This window comes from Neisseria sp. P0014.S002 (assembly GCF_051958295.1).
Classification (GTDB): domain Bacteria; phylum Pseudomonadota; class Gammaproteobacteria; order Burkholderiales; family Neisseriaceae; genus Neisseria; species Neisseria flavescens_B.
In genome coordinates this window covers 64,565-81,597 of sequence record NZ_JBQCVO010000003.1, presented here as the reverse complement: position 1 = coordinate 81,597, position 17,033 = coordinate 64,565, and the positions used below count along the sequence as shown (strand labels likewise).

Sequence of the window (17,033 nt, the reverse complement as noted above, 5' to 3'; positions counted from 1 at the left end):
TTTACTTGTTTGGATAATTCTCAGGCCGTCTGAACGGTAAAACGAGAATCTTTGATTTCGTTTTTACACTTGTTCAGACGGCCTTTTGAGATGACTGCTTAGTTCAATTTACCGTGGCACTGTTTGTATTTCAGGCCGCTGCCGCAAGGGCAAGGATCGTTGCGGTGAACAATCAGGCCGTTTTGTGCAAGCGCTTCGGGGCTGAAGTCTGTGCCGTCTGGGTCGAATGCTTCGGTAACCAAATCGGTTTGCGATTGACCGAGCAATTCTTCCATATCAGGCGCATCGGAGTGGACGGTTTGAACATCGCTGACGCTTTGTGCGGCAGTGTGGTCGTATTCGCTGTTGCGCTCGATTTGAACGGCGGTCAGCAAAGCGGCAATGTTTTGTTTGATGCCGCGCCACAGGTTTTCAAACATGGCGAAAGCTTCGCGTTTGTATTCCTGTTTCGGATTTTTCTGAGCATAGCTGCGCAGATGGATACCTTGGCGCAAGTAGTCCATGGCGGCGAGGTGTTCGCGCCATTGGTTGTCGATAACTTGCAGCATAACATTGCGTTCGAAGTCTGACATAGCCTGTTTGCCGACCAATTCAACTTTTTCGGCATACTCGTCTTCGATGCGCTTGATGAGGCGTTCTTTAATGTCTTGGTTGTCCAAAGTGCTGTCTTCTTTCAGCCAGCCTTTAATATCGACATGCAGGCGGAAATCGGCGGCAAGTTGGTGCTCCAGTGCCGGAATGTCCCATTGCTCTTCCATGCTGTCAGGCGGGATGTGGTAATCAACCAAGTCGCTGATAACGTCGGCACGGATTTCGCGGGTCAAATCGCTGACGTCTTTGCTGGTCAGGATTTCGTTGCGTTGATGGTAAATCACTTTACGTTGGTCGTTGGCTACGTCATCGTATTCCAAAACTTGTTTGCGCATATCGAAGTTGCGGCCTTCGACTTTACGTTGTGCGCCTTCGATTTGACGGGTCAGAAGGCCGTGTTCGATGGCGACGCCGCGTTCAGGTGCCAGGCGGTTGAGGATGGCGGCGGCACGGTCGAGTGCAAACAGGCGCAACAATGGGTCTTCAAACGACAGATAGAAACGGCTGGAGCCGGGGTCGCCCTGACGGCCCGCGCGACCGCGCAACTGGTTGTCGATACGGCGGCTTTCATGGCGTTCTGTACCGATAATGTGCAAACCGCCAGCGGCGACAACTTGGTCGTGTTCGGCTTGCCAACCGCTTTCAAGGGCGGAAATTTGCGCTTGTTTTTGCTGTTCGCTCAAGGTTTCATCGGCATGGATGGCTTCGATTTGATGTTTGAGGTTGCCGCCCAAGACAATGTCGGTACCGCGGCCTGCCATGTTGGTGGCAACGGTAATCGCGCCGACTTTACCGGCTTGAGCGACAATTAATGCCTCGCGCTCGTGTTCTTTGGCGTTCAGAACGTTATGCGGCAGACCTGCTTCGTGTAATAAGCGGGAAACCAGTTCGGAGTTTTCGATGCTGGTTGTACCGACCAAAACCGGTTGACCGTTTTTGTGGCATTCGGCGATGTCTTTGACGACGGCTTCAAATTTTTCTTCGGCTGAACGGAAGATTTGGTCGTTGAAGTCTTTACGTTGTACAGGACGGTTGGTCGGGATGATGACGGTTTCGAGGTTGTAAATGCTTTGGAACTCGAAGGCTTCGGTGTCGGCCGTACCGGTCATGCCGGACAGTTTGCTGTACAGGCGGAAGTAGTTTTGGAAGGTAATGGACGCGAGCGTTTGGTTTTCGCGTTTGATTTCTACACCTTCTTTGGCTTCAACGGCTTGGTGCAAGCCTTCTGACCAGCGGCGGCCGGCCATAAGACGGCCTGTGAATTCGTCCACAATCACGATTTCGCCGTCTTGAATGACGTAATGTTGGTCTTTGTGGAACAGGGTGTGCGCGCGCAATGCAGCCATGAGGTGGTGCATCAGGGAAATATTGGCGGCAGAGTAGAGCGAATCGTTTTCCTGCAATAAGCCCATTTGGGTCAGGATTTGTTCGGCGTGTTCGTGACCGGCTTCGCTCAGGATAACTTGGTGTGCTTTTTCATCTACCCAGTAATCACCTTCGCCTTCTTCGGTTTCTTGGCGGATAAGGTGGGCAGGAACAGCGTTCATCACGCGGTAGAGCTGGATGTTGTCATCCGCCTGGCCGGAAATAATCAGCGGCGTACGCGCTTCGTCAATCAGAATAGAGTCCACTTCGTCGACAACGGCAAAGTTCAATTCGCGCTGAACTTTGTCGTATTGGTCGGTCACCATATTGTCGCGCAGGTAGTCGAAACCGAATTCGTTGTTTGTACCATAAGTGATGTCGGCACCGTAAGCAGTTTGGCGTTCAAAAGGTTGCAAATCGGCGACGATCACGCCGACGCTCAAGCCTAAGAAATTGTACAACGGCTCCATAATGCCCGCGTCACGGGAGGCGAGGTAGTCGTTGACGGTAACGACGTGTACGCCTTTCCCTGACAATGCATTCAGGTAAACGGCAAGGGTGGCCACTAGAGTTTTACCTTCACCGGTACGCATTTCGGCGATTTTGCCATTGTGCAGGACCATACCGCCGATCAGTTGTACATCGAAGTGGCGCATGCCCAATACACGGCTCGATGCTTCGCGGCAGACGGCAAAGGCTTCGACCAAAATGTCGTCCAAGCTTTGTCCGTCGGCGAGACGTTGTTTGAATTCGGCTGTTTTAGCTTGCAGTTCTGCATCGCTCAATGCCTGCATTTGTTTCTCAAGCGCGTTGATTTTGGCAACGGATTTACGATATTGTTTCAGCAGGCGGTCGTTGCGGCTGCCGAAGATTTTCTTAGCAATGTTTGTCAGCATGAATAATTCCTGCGCCTTGATATAATAGTGGGCGAAATTGGGATTTTAACACAAGCGCTTGTATAACGCGGTAATGCTGTTTGAAATAAAGGCGGTTTTGCTGTATTTCAATTGTAATTGTTTGGTTAATTTACTGAGAGGCCGTCTGAAACTATGGATTTAACACAATTAGGCAAGCGCGATCATTTATTGGCGGGCTTGTTGCAACAATCGCAACAATGGCGGAAATTGGATGCAAAAATCAAAACGGTTTTGCCGGCCAACCTGCATCCGCATTTTCAGACGGCCTGCGTAGAAGACGGAAGATTGGTCTTGCTTGCCGCCAATAATATGGCTGCTTCGCGTTTGAAAATGATCCTGCCTGCCATGTTGTCCAAGTTGCAAACATTACATGCAGGAGTAAGGGAAGTGGTGGTCAGGGTAGTCCCCAAGCCTCCGGTTCAGCTGAAAACCAATAGTTTGCGATTGAGCGAGGCAGCTTTAGACAGTTTCGATGAGGCGGCAGCCAAATTGGAAGACAAACATCCCGAATTGGCGGCGGCATTGGCAGAATTGGTACGCAAGCATAGCCGGTAAAATTATGTCGGATGAGATTACAGTTAATAAATGTTAAAACTTATATCGTTCGGCTGATAGCATCTAATACTAAAGAAATACGACCTAAAAAGTATCCGTTTTCTTTTAGGTAAACTGATGTAAACTTGGCTTGAAACTTTGATTTCGTGTGAAGTTTGTAGCAAAATAACGCCTGAATTTCACATCACGCTATGCGGATAAATTTTAGTTTGGCGTTTGCTTTTATTAATATATTCGTGTAGTGCTGTTAATAGAACTTAACAAGACTCTCATCATTAGGAGATACATCAATGAAAGCTTATCTGGCTCTGATTTCCGCTGCCGTTATCGGCTTGGCTGCATGCTCTCAAGAAGCTGCAAAACCTGCTGAAGCCCCTGCTGCTTCTGCCGCTTCCGAAGCTGCCCCTGCAGAAACTACTGCACCTGCTGATGCAGCCCCTGCTTCTGAAGCCGCTCCGACCGACGCTGCCGCCGCTCCTGCTGCCGGCAACTGCGCGACTACTGTTGAGGCCAACGACGCTATGCAGTTCAACACTAAAGAAATCCAAGTAAGCAAAGCTTGTAAAGAATTCACCATCACCCTGAAACACACCGGTACCCAACCTAAAACCAGCATGGGTCACAACATCGTCATCGGTAAAGCTGAAGACATGGACGGTATTTTCAAAGACGGTGCCGGTGCTGCTGACACTGACTACGTTAAACCTGATGATGCACGCGTTGTTGCCCACACCAAACTGATCGGTGGTGGCGAAGAAGCTTCCCTGACTCTGGATCCTGCTAAATTGGCCGGCGGCGAATATAAATTTGCTTGTACCTTCCCAGGTCACGGCGCTTTGATGAACGGTAAAGTTACTTTGGTTGACTAATCCGCCTAAAGCTCGAAAACAGACAGCCTGCCTTGCGCAGGCTGTTTTGTTATAATCTGGAAACATTAATTTAAGAATAAATCCTATGAATCCGTTTGAAACCAAAAGCGTTACTTTTGCCGAACCCATTGAAATGCTGTACGCCTGCCACGGCAAAGTGCGCCGTTTCTGCAATCAGGTTGCCATGTTGTCGGACTATATTGCCGAAAATGGCTGCAATCAGGTTGTTTTGCAAACCATCCGCCAAATTGCCCAGTATTTCAACGTTGCCGCGCCGTTGCACCATGAAGATGAAGAAGAAAACTTCTTTCCGCTTTTGTTGCAATATGCGCCGCAAGCACAAGAAAGCGTTGACGAGCTGTTGCGCCAACATGTCAGCCTGCATGGCAACTGGGACGGCGTAGCGGCTGAATTTGCCAAGCTTGAAGCGGACAACGCCTATATCCCTGATGCCGAAGCATTCAAACGTTTTGTCGCAGGATATGATGTTCATCTAGCAATTGAAGAGCCTTTGTTTGATATGGGCAAAACCTTTATCCCAAAAGAAAAACTGACCGAAATCGGCGAAATTATGGCCGCACGCCGCCGCAAATAAGGCCGTCTGAAACAATCGTCTCAAGGAATACACTATGCTGACCCCAAAAAGTTGCGATTTGTTCAATATCCCTTTTTTCCAGTTTTCCCAGCTTAAAAAATACCAGCCTGAAAGCATTCCGCAAATCAAGGCAGACTATAAAGAAAACTGGCAGGTATGGCAGCAGCTGATCCAGCAGGTTGCCGCCGAATTGGGTGCGCCGTTTGCGCCGCCGCATATCGAACGCTGGTGTAACGGCTGGCAGGTACGCGCTCATTTCTTTGCGTATTTCAAATACGAACAATATAAAAATTCTGCAGCGATTTTGTCGATTTTGTTGAATCGCCGCCGTTTGAGCGTCAGCTTGGACTGGCATTGCTATAAAGCCGATGTTTCCCCCATTGCGCTGCCTGATTACAACCGCTGGCTGGATAATTTTGATACTGAAAAATACGCCTCATTCGATATGTGGCACGGTGCGGAAAGCGAATATGACGATTATCGTACCGTTGCCCAACAAAGCGACGGCGATAGAAAGCTTCGAGACGACAAAGATTTTTTCTGCATCGGGAAACACATCGAACGCGATGATTTAGGCAAGCAGGATGTCGTGAAATGGATAGTGGAAACAGTGGAAGAATTACTGCCGCTTTATGAAGCTTGTCATGGAAAATAACTCAGGACGTAGAAAGACAAATTGCCCATAATAAACTCAAGGCCGTCTGAAAATCACATTCAGAACGTTTCAGACGGCCTGTTTCTCAAAGTGAACAAATATGACCGAAACTCAATCCCTAGAGCTTGCCAAAGAGCTGATTTCCCGCCCATCCGTTACGCCGGATGACCAAAACTGCCAACAACTGCTGGCCGAACGCCTGCAAAAAATCGGTTTTGCCGTAGAAGAGCTTCATTTTGGTGACACCAAAAATGTTTGGTTCCGCCGCGGTACGCAGGCTCCGGTGTTCTGCTTTGCCGGACATACCGACGTCGTGCCGACAGGCCCTGTTGAAAAATGGGATTCGCATCCGTTTGAACCGACCGAGCGTGAAGGCCGTCTGTATGGTCGCGGCGCGGCGGATATGAAAACCAGCATTGCCTGTTTTGTTACCGCCTGCGAGCGTTTCGTTGCCGAAAATCCCGATCATCAGGGCAGCATTGCGCTCCTGATTACTTCGGACGAAGAGGGCGATGCGCTGGACGGCACGACTAAAGTTGTCGATGTGTTGAAAGCGCGCGGAGAGTTGATTGATTACTGTATCGTCGGCGAACCGACTGCCGTGGATAAATTGGGCGATATGTTGAAAAACGGCCGCCGCGGCTCGCTGTCGGGCAACCTGACCGTCAAAGGCAAGCAAGGCCATATTGCCTATCCGCATTTGGCAATCAATCCCGTGCATACTTTTGCCCCGGCCTTGTTAGAGCTGACACAAGAAGTCTGGGACGAGGGCAACGAATACTTTCCCCCGACCAGTTTCCAAATTTCCAATATCAACGGCGGCACAGGCGCGACCAACGTTATTCCGGGCGAGCTGAACGTCAAATTCAATTTCCGTTTCTCTACCGAGTCCACCGAAGAAGGGCTGAAACAACGCGTCCACGCCATTTTGGACAAACACGGCGTGCAATACGATTTGCAATGGTCTTGCTCAGGCCAACCTTTCCTGACTCAGGCCGGAAAACTGACCGATGTGGCGCGCGAAGCCATTGCCGAGATTTGTGGTGTTGAGGCTGAATTGTCCACCACCGGCGGTACTTCGGACGGACGCTTCATCAAAGCCATTGCCAAAGAACTCATCGAGTTAGGCCCATCCAACGCGACCATCCACCAAATCAACGAAAACGTACGTTTGGAAGATATTCCGAAGCTGTCGGCAGTGTATGAAGGTATGTTGAAACGCCTGTTGAAGTGAAAAGGCCGTCTGAAAAAGTAGGATATTAGCCTGATAAAATGGTGTATATTTTTCTTAAGTAATACTGCGATAACAATTAGTTGATAAGGAGAAAAATTGAAGTACGATAATTTTTTCTTTCCTGCAGATGATCTGGCTACTAGTTGCCGTTTTTATCAAGATGTACTGGATTTGCCCGTTAAATTCGACTTTTCCGAAAGCGGTATGGTTGCTTTTCGGGTGGGCGAAGAAGAAGCTGCCATCATTCTTAAAGAGCGGAAAAAATTTCCCAATATGACGCCTGCCGTGTGGATTGAAGTGGATGATGTGCGGGCGAAGTATGCGGCGTTACAGGGTAGAAATATCCGTTTTCTAAGTGAACCTTTCCGTATTCGTACCGGATGGGCTGTAGAATTTTTTGATCCGTCGGGTAATCGTTTGGGGTTTGTTGATTATCGGGAGTAAATGCAGATGATTACTCTGCCTTCTTTAAATGCGCTTCCATCAAAGTGGAATGAAATCCGAGAGCAGTTGGAAACCGACTTTTCTACCGACCTCGAAGCCCTACTGCACGAGCGGTTGACGGAACACGAAGCCAAGCAGCTTGAGCAGGATTTTATTGATTGTATCGGTTGTACGCCTGAAGAATATGTCCATATCCGCCGAGCTGTCCGACTGTTGGAAACGCGTTATCCGGATAGCCCGCACGAACTGACTACCGCCGCGGTTGCCACGCCGTTGGGCGAGATGTTGGCGGTGTTCGGCAGCAAGGGTTTGTGTCTGCTGGAATTTGTCGGGCAGAAACATATGGAACAAGAAATCATGGCTGTCCAAAAAGCTTTGCGCGGGCAGTTTATTTTCCAAGAAAATGAGCAAACGCAACTTTTATGCCAAGAATTGGATTTATACTTTCAAGGCCGTCTGAAAGTTTTTGCGACACCTTTGGAAACGATAGGTACAGCTTTTCAGCAGCAGGTGTGGAATGCGCTGCTGACTATTCCTTACGGCGAAACGCGCAGCTACAAGGAGCAGGCGCAGCAGTTGGGTAATCCTAAAGCCATTCGCGCCGTTGCCGCTGCAAACGGACAGAATAAGGTGTCTATCTTGATTCCCTGCCACCGCGTTATCGGTAGCGACGGCAAGCTGACCGGCTACGCAGGCGGTTTGAACCGCAAACAATCGTTGCTTGCCTTGGAACGAGGCGAGGTTCAGACGGCCTTGTTTTGAGTTTTGATAGAGGATAAGGGGCCGTGCTTGCAGGCTTCGCACGTTGAAAAATTGAGTAGCAGAAGGTCGGGGAAGCCCAGAAAAATCTGCATGGAGAAAAATGTTGGGCAATGCCCACGCTAGAAAAAGAGAAATAAGACATGAGCCTGAAAAACCGCCATTTTCTAAAACTTTTGGATTTTACGCCGGAAGAAATTACCACCTATCTCGACCTTGCCGCCGAATTGAAAGCCGCTAAAAAAGCAGGGTGCGAGGTGCAGCGGATGCAGGGGAAAAACATTGCCCTGATTTTCGAGAAAACATCAACCCGCACCCGTTGCGCGTTTGAAGTGGCCGCACGCGACCAAGGGGCAGGGGTAACTTATCTGGAGCCTTCTGCCAGTCAAATCGGGCATAAGGAAAGCATTAAGGATACGGCGCGTGTTTTAGGGCGGATGTTTGACGGTATCGAATATCGTGGTTTTGGACAGGATGTGGTGGAAGAGCTGGCCAAGTATGCAGGCGTGCCTGTGTTCAATGGTTTGACCAACGAGTTCCACCCGACCCAAATGCTCGCCGATGCGCTGACGATGCGCGAGCATAGCAACAAACCTTTGAACCAAATTGCGTTTGCCTATGTAGGCGATGCGCGTTACAACATGGCTAATTCGTTGCTGGTGTTGGCTGCGAAACTGGGTATGGACGTGCGTATCGGTGCGCCGAAAAGTTTGTGGCCGTCTGAAAACATTATCGAGACGGTGCAGGCTGTTGCCAAAGAGACCGGCGGACGGATTTTGTTGACGGAGAATGTGCAGGAAGCCGTAAAAGGCGTAGATTTTATCCATACCGATGTGTGGGTCAGCATGGGCGAGCCTAAAGAAGCTTGGCAGGAACGTATTGATTTGTTGAAAGATTACCGCGTTACGCCTGAGCTGATGGCGGCGGCGGAAAATCCGCAAGTCAAGTTTATGCATTGTCTGCCTGCTTTCCATAATCGCGAAACTAAAGTTGGCGAGTGGATTTATGAGACATTCGGCCTGAATGGTGTGGAAGTAACGGAAGAAGTTTTTGAAAGCGAAGCCAGCATCGTGTTTGATCAGGCAGAAAACCGGATGCACACGATTAAAGCGGTGATGGTGGCGGCATTGGGCGATTGATTGTTACGCTCAACATTACTTACTGCTTTGTTTAATAGAGATTAAATAAGGGCCGTCTGAAAGAAAGACTTTCAGACGGCCTTGTCGTTTGATTGGGGTTTATTGCCAAATCAGGACTTTGGGTTCGGGCGTTACTTGATAGCCTTCTTGACGCAATAGTTCGATTAAGCCTTTTTCGCTGGGTAAATGGGCAATACCGACGGCAAAGAGGGTGCTTTGTTTGGCGGATTGCTTGCGGATTTCAGGCAGCCATGCCAAGTTGCGGCGGATCAGGAGGTCGTTTTTCAGCCAATCGGACATGGCTTTGGCGTATTTGGTATCAACAAGTTTGAGGGTGCGTTGTTCGGTTTCTTCCAAAAGTGGGATGAGTTCTTCAAAGCGGCCGTCTGAATAGGCTTGATGGAGTTTTTTGACATCTTCGGTTTCTTCTTTATTGGTTTTAATACTGGCTTTCAGAAAGTTGAGCATGGTTTCTTCAGGCTGTGCTTTGAAGATCGCGGTAACATCGTCTAAGCTTTCCAATGAACCACGCGGTTTATTGATACCGACTGCCGCGTTAGTCAGCAACATATCTGCACCGGTTTCTGAGCTATACCCTTTGGGAAATGTACTGCCGGCAAAAATGAATGCTGCCCACGGATGGAGTTTGTCGGCCATTTGGGCGATGGGTTGGCTTTCTTCATTTTGCGAATAGATTTCTTGTAAAAGACGGAAATCTGTTTTGCCAAGCTTGCGGCTGAGCGGTTCGGTACTCATGACTTCTTTGAAGTATTTTTGATACATTTTTTTCGTTTCTGGACTGCTCTCCGGTAGTGGGTCAACTTCTGTCGTCAGTTGGTCGGTGGATTGTAATAGTTTGACTGCATCGGAAGACAAGGTTTGATTGGTTCGTCCCATGTGGATGGTGCCGAGCAGGTAGGAATCGGGTTGGCCTTCTTTGCTGATTTTCCAAACATTGCTGGTCAGTTTAGGCTGCTGCCAGTTAAGTTCGGCAGGTTTGCTTTCGGGTGAAGTTGCGGCGGGTTTGCAGGCACCCAAGGCAAGGGCGGTCAATGGCACAAGCAGGCAGGCAAGCAGTTTTTTCATGTTTTTCCTTATTGTGGTGTGCGGTAGGCAAGAGCGATTTAGAAATCGAGCAGGTTTTGAACCGGATGTTCGCCCGTTTCGGATTTTTCCATTTTGCGGTTGCGGATTTTGGCTTTTCTGAGGGACAGAAGGTGCATGACTTGGTGCTTTTGGCTGTCGGTCATCTGGAGCCAGTACAAGCGCTCTTCTCGGCTGCGCAGGCAGCCTTTGCAATAGCCTTTGGCATTGGCTTCGCAGACACCTATACAGGGACTGGGGATGGGGAAAAAATCGGGTTGTTCCATATTTTAAAAGCGTTTGAGATAAGGGACCGGACAAAGTAAAATTGCAGACTGCTTTCGCTTTCGTCTAAACACGACAAGTGTATCCGGTAGGATTCCTACCAATATTCAATTGAGTTGTTCATTTTAAACCCAATTACTGCAATGGTATCGTATCGATTCAAATGGGGGAGCAAAGTGTACGGTAAGGTCTCCAAGATCAATTACGGTATGTTTGGCAGAATCATGTTTTAATACATATCTGGAGTTCCTCTATATTTTGATTTTCAGACGACCTTATGCCCAGCTCCAACTATTTGCACTTTATGACTTAATCAGTTTACGCAAAGACTGATTGTTGTATTTGATATCGGCAATCATTCGGTCGTATTGATGCATTCTACGGAGTGAGCGGGTAATCAGATAGACCGAGAAAATAATCAAACTGATGTTCATCAGGCTGACCAGTGCGAGCAAAGGCCAAACATCAACGGCCTCGTACCATTTTGATGTCGCAATCAGCGCACTGAAAATAGACAAAGGGAGTGCGAAAACGGCAATGCCCGTACGCATGATAGCAAGTGCCGTGCGTTTTTCAGCAAGGAGAAGCTGCACTTGATTGATGCTGAGGATATCGTTTTGCTGTTCGGTAATCATAGGGTGCGCGCCTATACAAATTAACTTTGAATCCTGATAAAGCGGGAAATATGGTTTTATGTTACCCGAAAGTATTGAAAATAAAAACAAAGGTCGTCTGAAAATTTTCAGACGACCTTTTCCATTCCTGTTTACACAGTTTGCGAGTATTTGGCTTTGGTTTCTTTATGGCGCAGATGGTAGTCGAATACCATGGCGATGTTGCGGATCAGGAAACGGCCCTTCGGCGTAACAGTCAGGCTGTGCGGTTTGAGACGAACCAAGCCGAGGGTTTCCAGTTGCTTCATATCTTCCAGTTCGGCTGCAAAATAGCGGCTAAACGGAATACCGAACACGCTTTCGTAAATTTGATAATCAAGTGAGAAACGGCACATTAAATCCTGAATGATGTTGCGGCGCAGAATATCGTCTTGATTGAGCTGGTAGCCGCGCATAATCGGTAGATGTCCGGCATCGAGTGCGGCGTAATAGGCATCGATGTCACGCTCGTTTTGGGAGTAGGTGCTGCCGATTTTGCCGATAGAGGACACGCCGATCGCTACCAAATCGCAGTCGGCATAGGTTGAATAGCCTTGGAAGTTGCGTTGCAGGAAGCCTTCTTTGAGGGCGGTGGAGAGTTCGTCGTCAGGTTTTGCAAAGTGGTCCATACCGATGAAAACATAGCCGCGCTCGGTCAGGGTTTGAACGCAATATTGCAGCATATCGAGTTTTTCTTCGCTGCCGGGTACGACATTGGTGTCGATACGGCGTTGTGGTTTGAAGATATGCGGCAGGTGGGCGTAGTGGTAGAGGGCAAGACGGTCGGGATCAAGGGACAAGACTGTATCGATGGTAGTCTTGATGCTTTCGGTGTTTTGGTGCGGCAGGCCGTAAATCAAATCGACGCTGACCGATTTAAATCCGGCTTCACGCGCGGCATCAATCACTTCTTTGGTTTCTTCGTAGCTTTGGATGCGGTTGACGGCTTCCTGCACTTTAGGGTCAAAGTCTTGAATACCGACACTCATGCGGTTGAAACCGAGTTTGCCCAATTTGAGGACGGTTTCGCGGCTGACTTTGCGCGGGTCGATTTCGATGGAGTATTCGCCGTTGGGAATCAGCTGGAAGTATTTACGGATCATGTCGAAGACGCGTTCGAGTTGGTCGTCGCTCAGGAATGTGGGCGTGCCGCCACCGAAGTGCAGCTGCGCGAGCTGGTGTCTTCCACCCAAATGCGGTGCCAGCAATTCCATTTCTTTTTCCAGATACTGGATATAGGCATCGGCACGGCTTTTGTCTTTGGTAATGATTTTGTTGCAGCCGCAGTAGTAGCAGATGGTATTGCAGAAGGGAATGTGGATGTAGAGCGAAAGGGGTTTGTTGAGCGCGCCCATGTTGCGCAGGCTTAAAGCTTGGATATATTCGGCTTCTTTAAAGCCTTCATGGAAGCGGTCGGCAGTCGGATAGGATGTATAACGGGGACCGCTTGATGGCAAACTGGCAATTAATTCACGATCGAATTCCGGTAATTCGTTGTTTGTGTTGGTGTTATTTGAGATGGGGATGATTTTCATGGTTGGGCTTGTAGTATAAAGTAGGGAAATTAGGGAAAATTTTAGTCAAAATTTCGATAGTTTGGTAGAATGCCTGATAATGATATGCCGACTTTGACTTGGGTCAATAGTTATTCGGCTTAATCAGGGATTTATAGAACTATGCAGATTAAGGGTGCGTTATGGCCACACACAATGCAACACATCAAATGAAAACCTTGTGTTCCACATGTTCTTTACGCGAGCTGTGTTTGCCTGTCGGACTGATGCCTAACGAATTTTCACAATTGGACGCGGTTATTCGTCAAAGCCGCCGTCTGAAAAAAGGTGAATACCTGTTCCGTGCCGGCGAGCCGTTTACCTCTTTGTTTGCCATCCGTGCGGGCTTCTTTAAGACAACAGTCGCCAGCCAAGATGGACGAGACCAGGTAACCGGCTTTTTTATGTCGGGCGAGCTGATCGGTATGGATGGGATTTGTTCCCATATTCACAGCTGTGATGCTGTGGCTTTGGAAGACAGCGAGGTATGCGAGCTTCCGTTTACACACATTGAAGAACTCGGTCAGGATATTCCCAGCCTCCGCTCTCACTTTTTCCGCTTAATGAGTCGTGAAATTGTTCGAGATCAGGGCGTTATGCTGCTTTTGGGCAATATGCGCGCTGAAGAGCGATTGGCAGCATTCTTGCTAAACTTGTCTCAGCGCCTCTATTCACGAGGCTTCGCCGCCAATGATTTTATCTTGAGGATGTCACGTGAGGAAATCGGCAGCTATTTGGGGCTAAAGCTGGAAACAGTCAGCCGCACCTTGTCTAAATTCCATCATGAAGGCTTGATTTCGGTTGAACACAAGCACATCAAAATCTTAGATGCGACAACCTTGAAGAAAATGGTTTCCGGTTGTTCGCACGCTATCTGAATCTTAGGCCGTCTGAAATATTTCAGACGGCCTTTTTAACAAGAATTAAAGAATAATTGTTAAGTTACGAAAGTGATAGTCAGATATTAAATTGAAAAATCTTCAACAACCGGCGTGTACAGAATGCGGTCGACCACTTCTCTGGTCAGTTTCGGTGCAAACATCTGGATAAAGTCATACGCGTAACCACGCAGGTAGGTATCAGTGCGTAAGGCTATCCAAGTGGGCGACGGTTCAAATAAGTGTGCCGCATCAATCAGCTGTAAATCTTGATCGACAACGGGATCGTACGCCATTTTAGCCATCAAACCAACGCCCAAGCCTAAGCGGACATACGTCTTCAATACATCCGTATCGGCAGCCGATAAGGCAACATCAGGTTGCTCAATATGCGCTTTATTAAATGTACGCGCGATACTGCTGCCGGAATTAAAAGCAAATTCGTAAGTGACCAGCGGAAAAGAAGCTAAATCTTCAAGGCTTAAAGGATTGCGGCAGTCCAAAAGAGGGTGGTCGTGCGGAACAATGACGGCATGGTTCCATTCATAGCAGGGCAGTTTGCCCAACTCAGGATGATCGTCAATGCGTTCAGTAATAATTGCCAAATCAGCTTCGCCGCTGCTGACCATTTGCGCAATGGCAGAAGGGCTACCTTGTTTGATGGTCAAATTGACTTTAGGGTAGTTTTTGACAAATTCCGCAACGATTTTGGGCAAAGCATAGCGCGCCTGGGTATGCGTTGTCGCGATGGTCAGGGAGCCGCTGTCATGATCGGTAAACTCGCTGCCGATATTTTTAATGTTTTGTACATCACGCAAAATCCGTTCCGAAATCTCTAATACGGCTTTGCCCGGTTGCGAAACGGAAACCACACGTTTGCCGCTGCGGATAAAAATTTGGATACCCAATTCTTCTTCAAGCAGGCGGATTTGTTTGGAAATGCCGGGCTGGGATGTGAAAAGCGCATCAGCGGCTTCGGAGACATTCAGATTGTGTCGGTAAACCTCAAGGGCATAACGTAATTGTTGCAGTTTCATGGTAGCAGTACCGGATACGTTGTTAATGTGGATTTTGTGCGACAAACGGCATGTAATTTAACATATTTTGCCCAGTTTTGCCCCGAGTTTTGAAAATGGTTGTTTTTAATGAAAATATCTTTTAATGATATGAAAACAGGAAATCTGTGAATGAAAGGGGGATGAAGTTTTGTTGTTTTTGTACAACTTTGGGCGGGTGAATTGGCTGATTTTGCCCTAAATTAATGACACAAGATTGATTTTTCGGCATGATTAACTACTAGGAAGCAGGCACTTCATAATTGTTTGAAGGCATCGAGTATTGACAGTTTGCCTTGCGCTTCTTTATAGTGCAACCTGATATATCCGATTTGCCGCTGTTTTGATACTGCGGCCTGTATATTGGTACTTTGCAGCGGTTGCTTTCCTAGTCCGCCGCATAACAATTTGATGAGGGAATAAAATGACCAAACAGCTGAAATTAAGCGCATTGTTCGTTGCCTTGGTTGCCTCTGGCACCGCAATGGCCAGCGAAGCGCATACCAAACACGGTTACACCGTAAGCAGCCAATCTCAAGAAATCGTCCGTAACAACTACGGCGAATGCTGGAAAAACAGCTACTTCGACAAAGCTACCCAAGGCCGTGTTGAATGTGGTGATCGTGAAGCAGTTGCTCCTGTACAACAAGCTCCTGAGTATGTTGATGAAACTGTTTCTCTGTCTACTAAAACTCTGTTCGGCTTCGACAAAGACAACCTGCGTCCTGAAGCTCAAGAAAACCTGGACGCTTTGGCTCAACGCCTGAGCAACGACAGCGTACAAACTGTACGTGTTGAAGGTCACACTGACTTCATGGGTTCTGAAGAATACAACCAAGCTCTGTCTGAGCGTCGTGCTAACGTAGTTGCTAACTACTTGGTAGGTCATGGCGTTGCTTCTAGCAAAATCTCTGCAGTAGGTCTGGGCGAATCTCAAGCTCAAATGACTGCTACTTGTGAAGCTGAAGTTGCTAAACTGGGCAAAAAAGTTTCTAAAGCTAAGAAACGTGCTGCTCTTATCGCTTGTATCGAGCCTGACCGCCGCGTTGATGTTAAAATCCGCAGCGTGGTTACTCGTCAAGTTGCTCCAGGTCAAACTATCGAAGGTCAAGGCGAATTGCCTGCTACTGATGAAGGTTGGATCCCAGCTCCTTACAATGGCGTTCACGGTTACGCTAAACCTTAATCGGTTTTTGAAAAATGCCCTGCATATTGCAGGGCATTTTTTTATGGTTTATATTTGAAGAGTCGGGGAATTCATGATTCAAAATAAAAGGCCGTCTGAAAGACTTATTTTCAGACGGCCTTTTATTAAGACAGATTAGTTTGACTTGGGCCATTTCCATACGCAAACAGCGGCGAGTATTGTACAAATCAAAAAGATGATACTGGATAAGCCGTGCCAAACGCCGAATGTTCCACCTACTAGGGACAGTAACCAGTTATCTAGTCCGTACTTGTGTGCTTCGATAACCGGCGTAACCAAAAGATGGTTGCAGGCTAAGAGTAGCCAAAGTACCAAGATCCACCAAGAAAGTGAGGCCAGTTGCCGTCTGAAAAAAGCATAGGCTGCGCCAAAAATAACTAAGCCACATAGTGCTGTGATGGCAAATAAAATGCCGGCAATTTCTCCCGCCTGCATTTTGGGCAGGAGGCGGAACAGGATAGGGGCGGTAACATAGCCTGCTGTCAACTGCATACCGAGCCACATAGCGGCAGCGGTTTGGGTAATTTTGTACAGTAGATTCATTATGTTTCTCCTGGGAATATTTCATTTTTTCTATTATGATGTTTTTAGGTACAACAAAAGGCCGTCTGAAAATGTTTTCAGACGGCCTTTTGTTTATTTAAATATATTGCACGGCAATGATGTCATATTCACGTACGCCGCCGGGTGCTTGAACTTCTGCAACGTCGCCTTCTTCTTTGCCGATTAGGGCGCGGGCAATGGGGGAGCCAACGTAGATTTTGCGTTCTTTGATGTCTGCCTCATCTTCACCGACGATTTGGTAGGTAACTTGTTCTTCAGTTTCCAAATCTTCCAGTGTCACAGTTGTGCCGAACACGATTTTGCCTTCTGCATGGATTTCGGCAGGGTTGATGATGTGCGCCATAGAGAGTTTGTGTTCCAACTCGGCGATACGGCCTTCGATAAAGCCTTGACGCTCTTTGGCGGCTTCGTATTCTGCGTTTTCAGACAAGTCGCCGTGCGAACGTGCTTCGGCGATGGCTTCGATGACTTCTGGGCGTGCTACGCTTTTAAGGTGTTGAAGTTCTTGTTTCAACAATTCTGCACCACGGACGGTCAAAGGGATTTTTTGCATTGAGTTCTCCATGAAAGCATGATAATGCTTTTAAAATTTTATCCGGCCACGCGCGGTAGCCGGATTGGAAATAAAAATA

Annotated in this window: 18 protein-coding genes; 10 read left to right on the top strand and 8 right to left on the bottom strand. The window is 48.0% G+C overall.

Annotation, left to right across the window (positions count from 1 at the left end; translation table 11 throughout):
- Positions 1-98: 98 nt before the first annotated feature.
- A complete protein-coding gene (secA, locus tag ACTHSX_RS04815) occupies positions 99-2,852 on the bottom strand; it encodes a preprotein translocase subunit SecA (RefSeq protein WP_440376995.1) in 2,754 nt (917 codons plus the stop codon).
- A 153-nt stretch (positions 2,853-3,005) separates the two neighbouring features.
- Between secA and ACTHSX_RS04810 the strand changes: the two genes are divergently transcribed.
- From ACTHSX_RS04810 to argF, 8 genes are all read left to right on the top strand, one after another.
- The gene (locus ACTHSX_RS04810) at positions 3,006-3,428 is read left to right on the top strand and encodes a DciA family protein (protein WP_440376996.1); all 423 of its coding nucleotides are present in this window, start codon (positions 3,006-3,008) and stop codon (positions 3,426-3,428) included.
- Positions 3,429-3,718: 290 nt separating this feature from the next.
- Entirely contained in the window at positions 3,719-4,297 is a 579-nt protein-coding gene (gene azu, locus ACTHSX_RS04805) for an azurin (RefSeq protein WP_440376997.1), read from the top strand.
- Between the two features lie 85 nt (positions 4,298-4,382).
- The gene (locus ACTHSX_RS04800; protein ID WP_063075615.1) at positions 4,383-4,892 is read left to right on the top strand and encodes a hemerythrin domain-containing protein; all 510 of its coding nucleotides are present in this window, start codon (positions 4,383-4,385) and stop codon (positions 4,890-4,892) included.
- Positions 4,893-4,926: 34 nt separating this feature from the next.
- On the top strand, positions 4,927-5,547 hold the full coding sequence (locus tag ACTHSX_RS04795) for a glucose-6-phosphate 1-dehydrogenase family protein (protein WP_107810697.1): 621 nt from the start codon (positions 4,927-4,929) through the stop codon (positions 5,545-5,547).
- Between the two features lie 100 nt (positions 5,548-5,647).
- Positions 5,648-6,781, top strand: coding sequence for a succinyl-diaminopimelate desuccinylase (gene dapE, locus ACTHSX_RS04790; protein ID WP_440376998.1), 1,134 nt, complete (start codon positions 5,648-5,650; stop codon positions 6,779-6,781).
- A 96-nt stretch (positions 6,782-6,877) separates the two neighbouring features.
- Positions 6,878-7,225 carry a VOC family protein gene (locus tag ACTHSX_RS04785; protein WP_128581240.1) on the top strand — a complete coding sequence of 116 codons (348 nt, stop codon included), beginning with the start codon at positions 6,878-6,880 and terminating at the stop codon, positions 7,223-7,225.
- Positions 7,226-7,231: 6 nt separating this feature from the next.
- Positions 7,232-7,987: a methylated-DNA--[protein]-cysteine S-methyltransferase gene (locus ACTHSX_RS04780; RefSeq protein WP_440377038.1), complete on the top strand. Its 756-nt coding sequence runs from the start codon at positions 7,232-7,234 to the stop codon at positions 7,985-7,987.
- 140 nt (positions 7,988-8,127) lie between these two features.
- Entirely contained in the window at positions 8,128-9,123 is a 996-nt protein-coding gene (argF, locus tag ACTHSX_RS04775) for an ornithine carbamoyltransferase (RefSeq protein WP_440376999.1), read from the top strand.
- Between the two features lie 99 nt (positions 9,124-9,222).
- On the opposite strand, the gene ACTHSX_RS04770 is transcribed toward argF, so the two are convergent.
- From ACTHSX_RS04770 to hemN, 4 genes are all read right to left on the bottom strand, one after another.
- Positions 9,223-10,209 carry a TraB/GumN family protein gene (locus ACTHSX_RS04770; RefSeq protein ID WP_440377000.1) on the bottom strand — a complete coding sequence of 329 codons (987 nt, stop codon included), beginning with the start codon at positions 10,207-10,209 and terminating at the stop codon, positions 9,223-9,225.
- 38 nt (positions 10,210-10,247) lie between these two features.
- Positions 10,248-10,493 (bottom strand): DUF1289 domain-containing protein, encoded by a 246-nt coding sequence (locus tag ACTHSX_RS04765; RefSeq protein ID WP_440377001.1) that lies wholly within the window; start codon positions 10,491-10,493, stop codon positions 10,248-10,250.
- Positions 10,494-10,793: 300 nt separating this feature from the next.
- Positions 10,794-11,126 carry a hypothetical protein gene (locus ACTHSX_RS04760; RefSeq protein WP_049329518.1) on the bottom strand — a complete coding sequence of 111 codons (333 nt, stop codon included), beginning with the start codon at positions 11,124-11,126 and terminating at the stop codon, positions 10,794-10,796.
- 131 nt (positions 11,127-11,257) lie between these two features.
- On the bottom strand, positions 11,258-12,679 hold the full coding sequence (gene hemN, locus ACTHSX_RS04755) for an oxygen-independent coproporphyrinogen III oxidase (RefSeq protein WP_440377002.1): 1,422 nt from the start codon (positions 12,677-12,679) through the stop codon (positions 11,258-11,260).
- Between the two features lie 161 nt (positions 12,680-12,840).
- Here hemN and fnr point away from each other — a divergent pair, with 161 nt between their 5' ends.
- Positions 12,841-13,575: a fumarate/nitrate reduction transcriptional regulator Fnr gene (gene fnr / locus ACTHSX_RS04750; RefSeq protein ID WP_039862092.1), complete on the top strand. Its 735-nt coding sequence runs from the start codon at positions 12,841-12,843 to the stop codon at positions 13,573-13,575.
- A gap of 86 nt (positions 13,576-13,661) precedes the next feature.
- Here the strand turns inward: fnr and ACTHSX_RS04745 are convergent, their stop codons facing one another.
- The gene (locus tag ACTHSX_RS04745) at positions 13,662-14,612 is read right to left on the bottom strand and encodes a CysB family HTH-type transcriptional regulator (protein ID WP_070503716.1); all 951 of its coding nucleotides are present in this window, start codon (positions 14,610-14,612) and stop codon (positions 13,662-13,664) included.
- Positions 14,613-15,054: 442 nt separating this feature from the next.
- On the opposite strand from ACTHSX_RS04745, the gene ACTHSX_RS04740 reads away from it, so the two are divergent.
- The gene (locus tag ACTHSX_RS04740) at positions 15,055-15,816 is read left to right on the top strand and encodes an OmpA family protein (RefSeq protein ID WP_440377003.1); all 762 of its coding nucleotides are present in this window, start codon (positions 15,055-15,057) and stop codon (positions 15,814-15,816) included.
- A 135-nt stretch (positions 15,817-15,951) separates the two neighbouring features.
- Here ACTHSX_RS04740 and ACTHSX_RS04735 read toward each other — a convergent pair whose 3' ends face one another.
- Positions 15,952-16,380 (bottom strand): DUF4149 domain-containing protein, encoded by a 429-nt coding sequence (locus ACTHSX_RS04735; protein WP_440377004.1) that lies wholly within the window; start codon positions 16,378-16,380, stop codon positions 15,952-15,954.
- A gap of 97 nt (positions 16,381-16,477) precedes the next feature.
- The gene (gene greA, locus ACTHSX_RS04730; protein ID WP_003684304.1) at positions 16,478-16,954 is read right to left on the bottom strand and encodes a transcription elongation factor GreA; all 477 of its coding nucleotides are present in this window, start codon (positions 16,952-16,954) and stop codon (positions 16,478-16,480) included.
- Between the last annotated feature and the right edge of the window lie 79 nt (positions 16,955-17,033).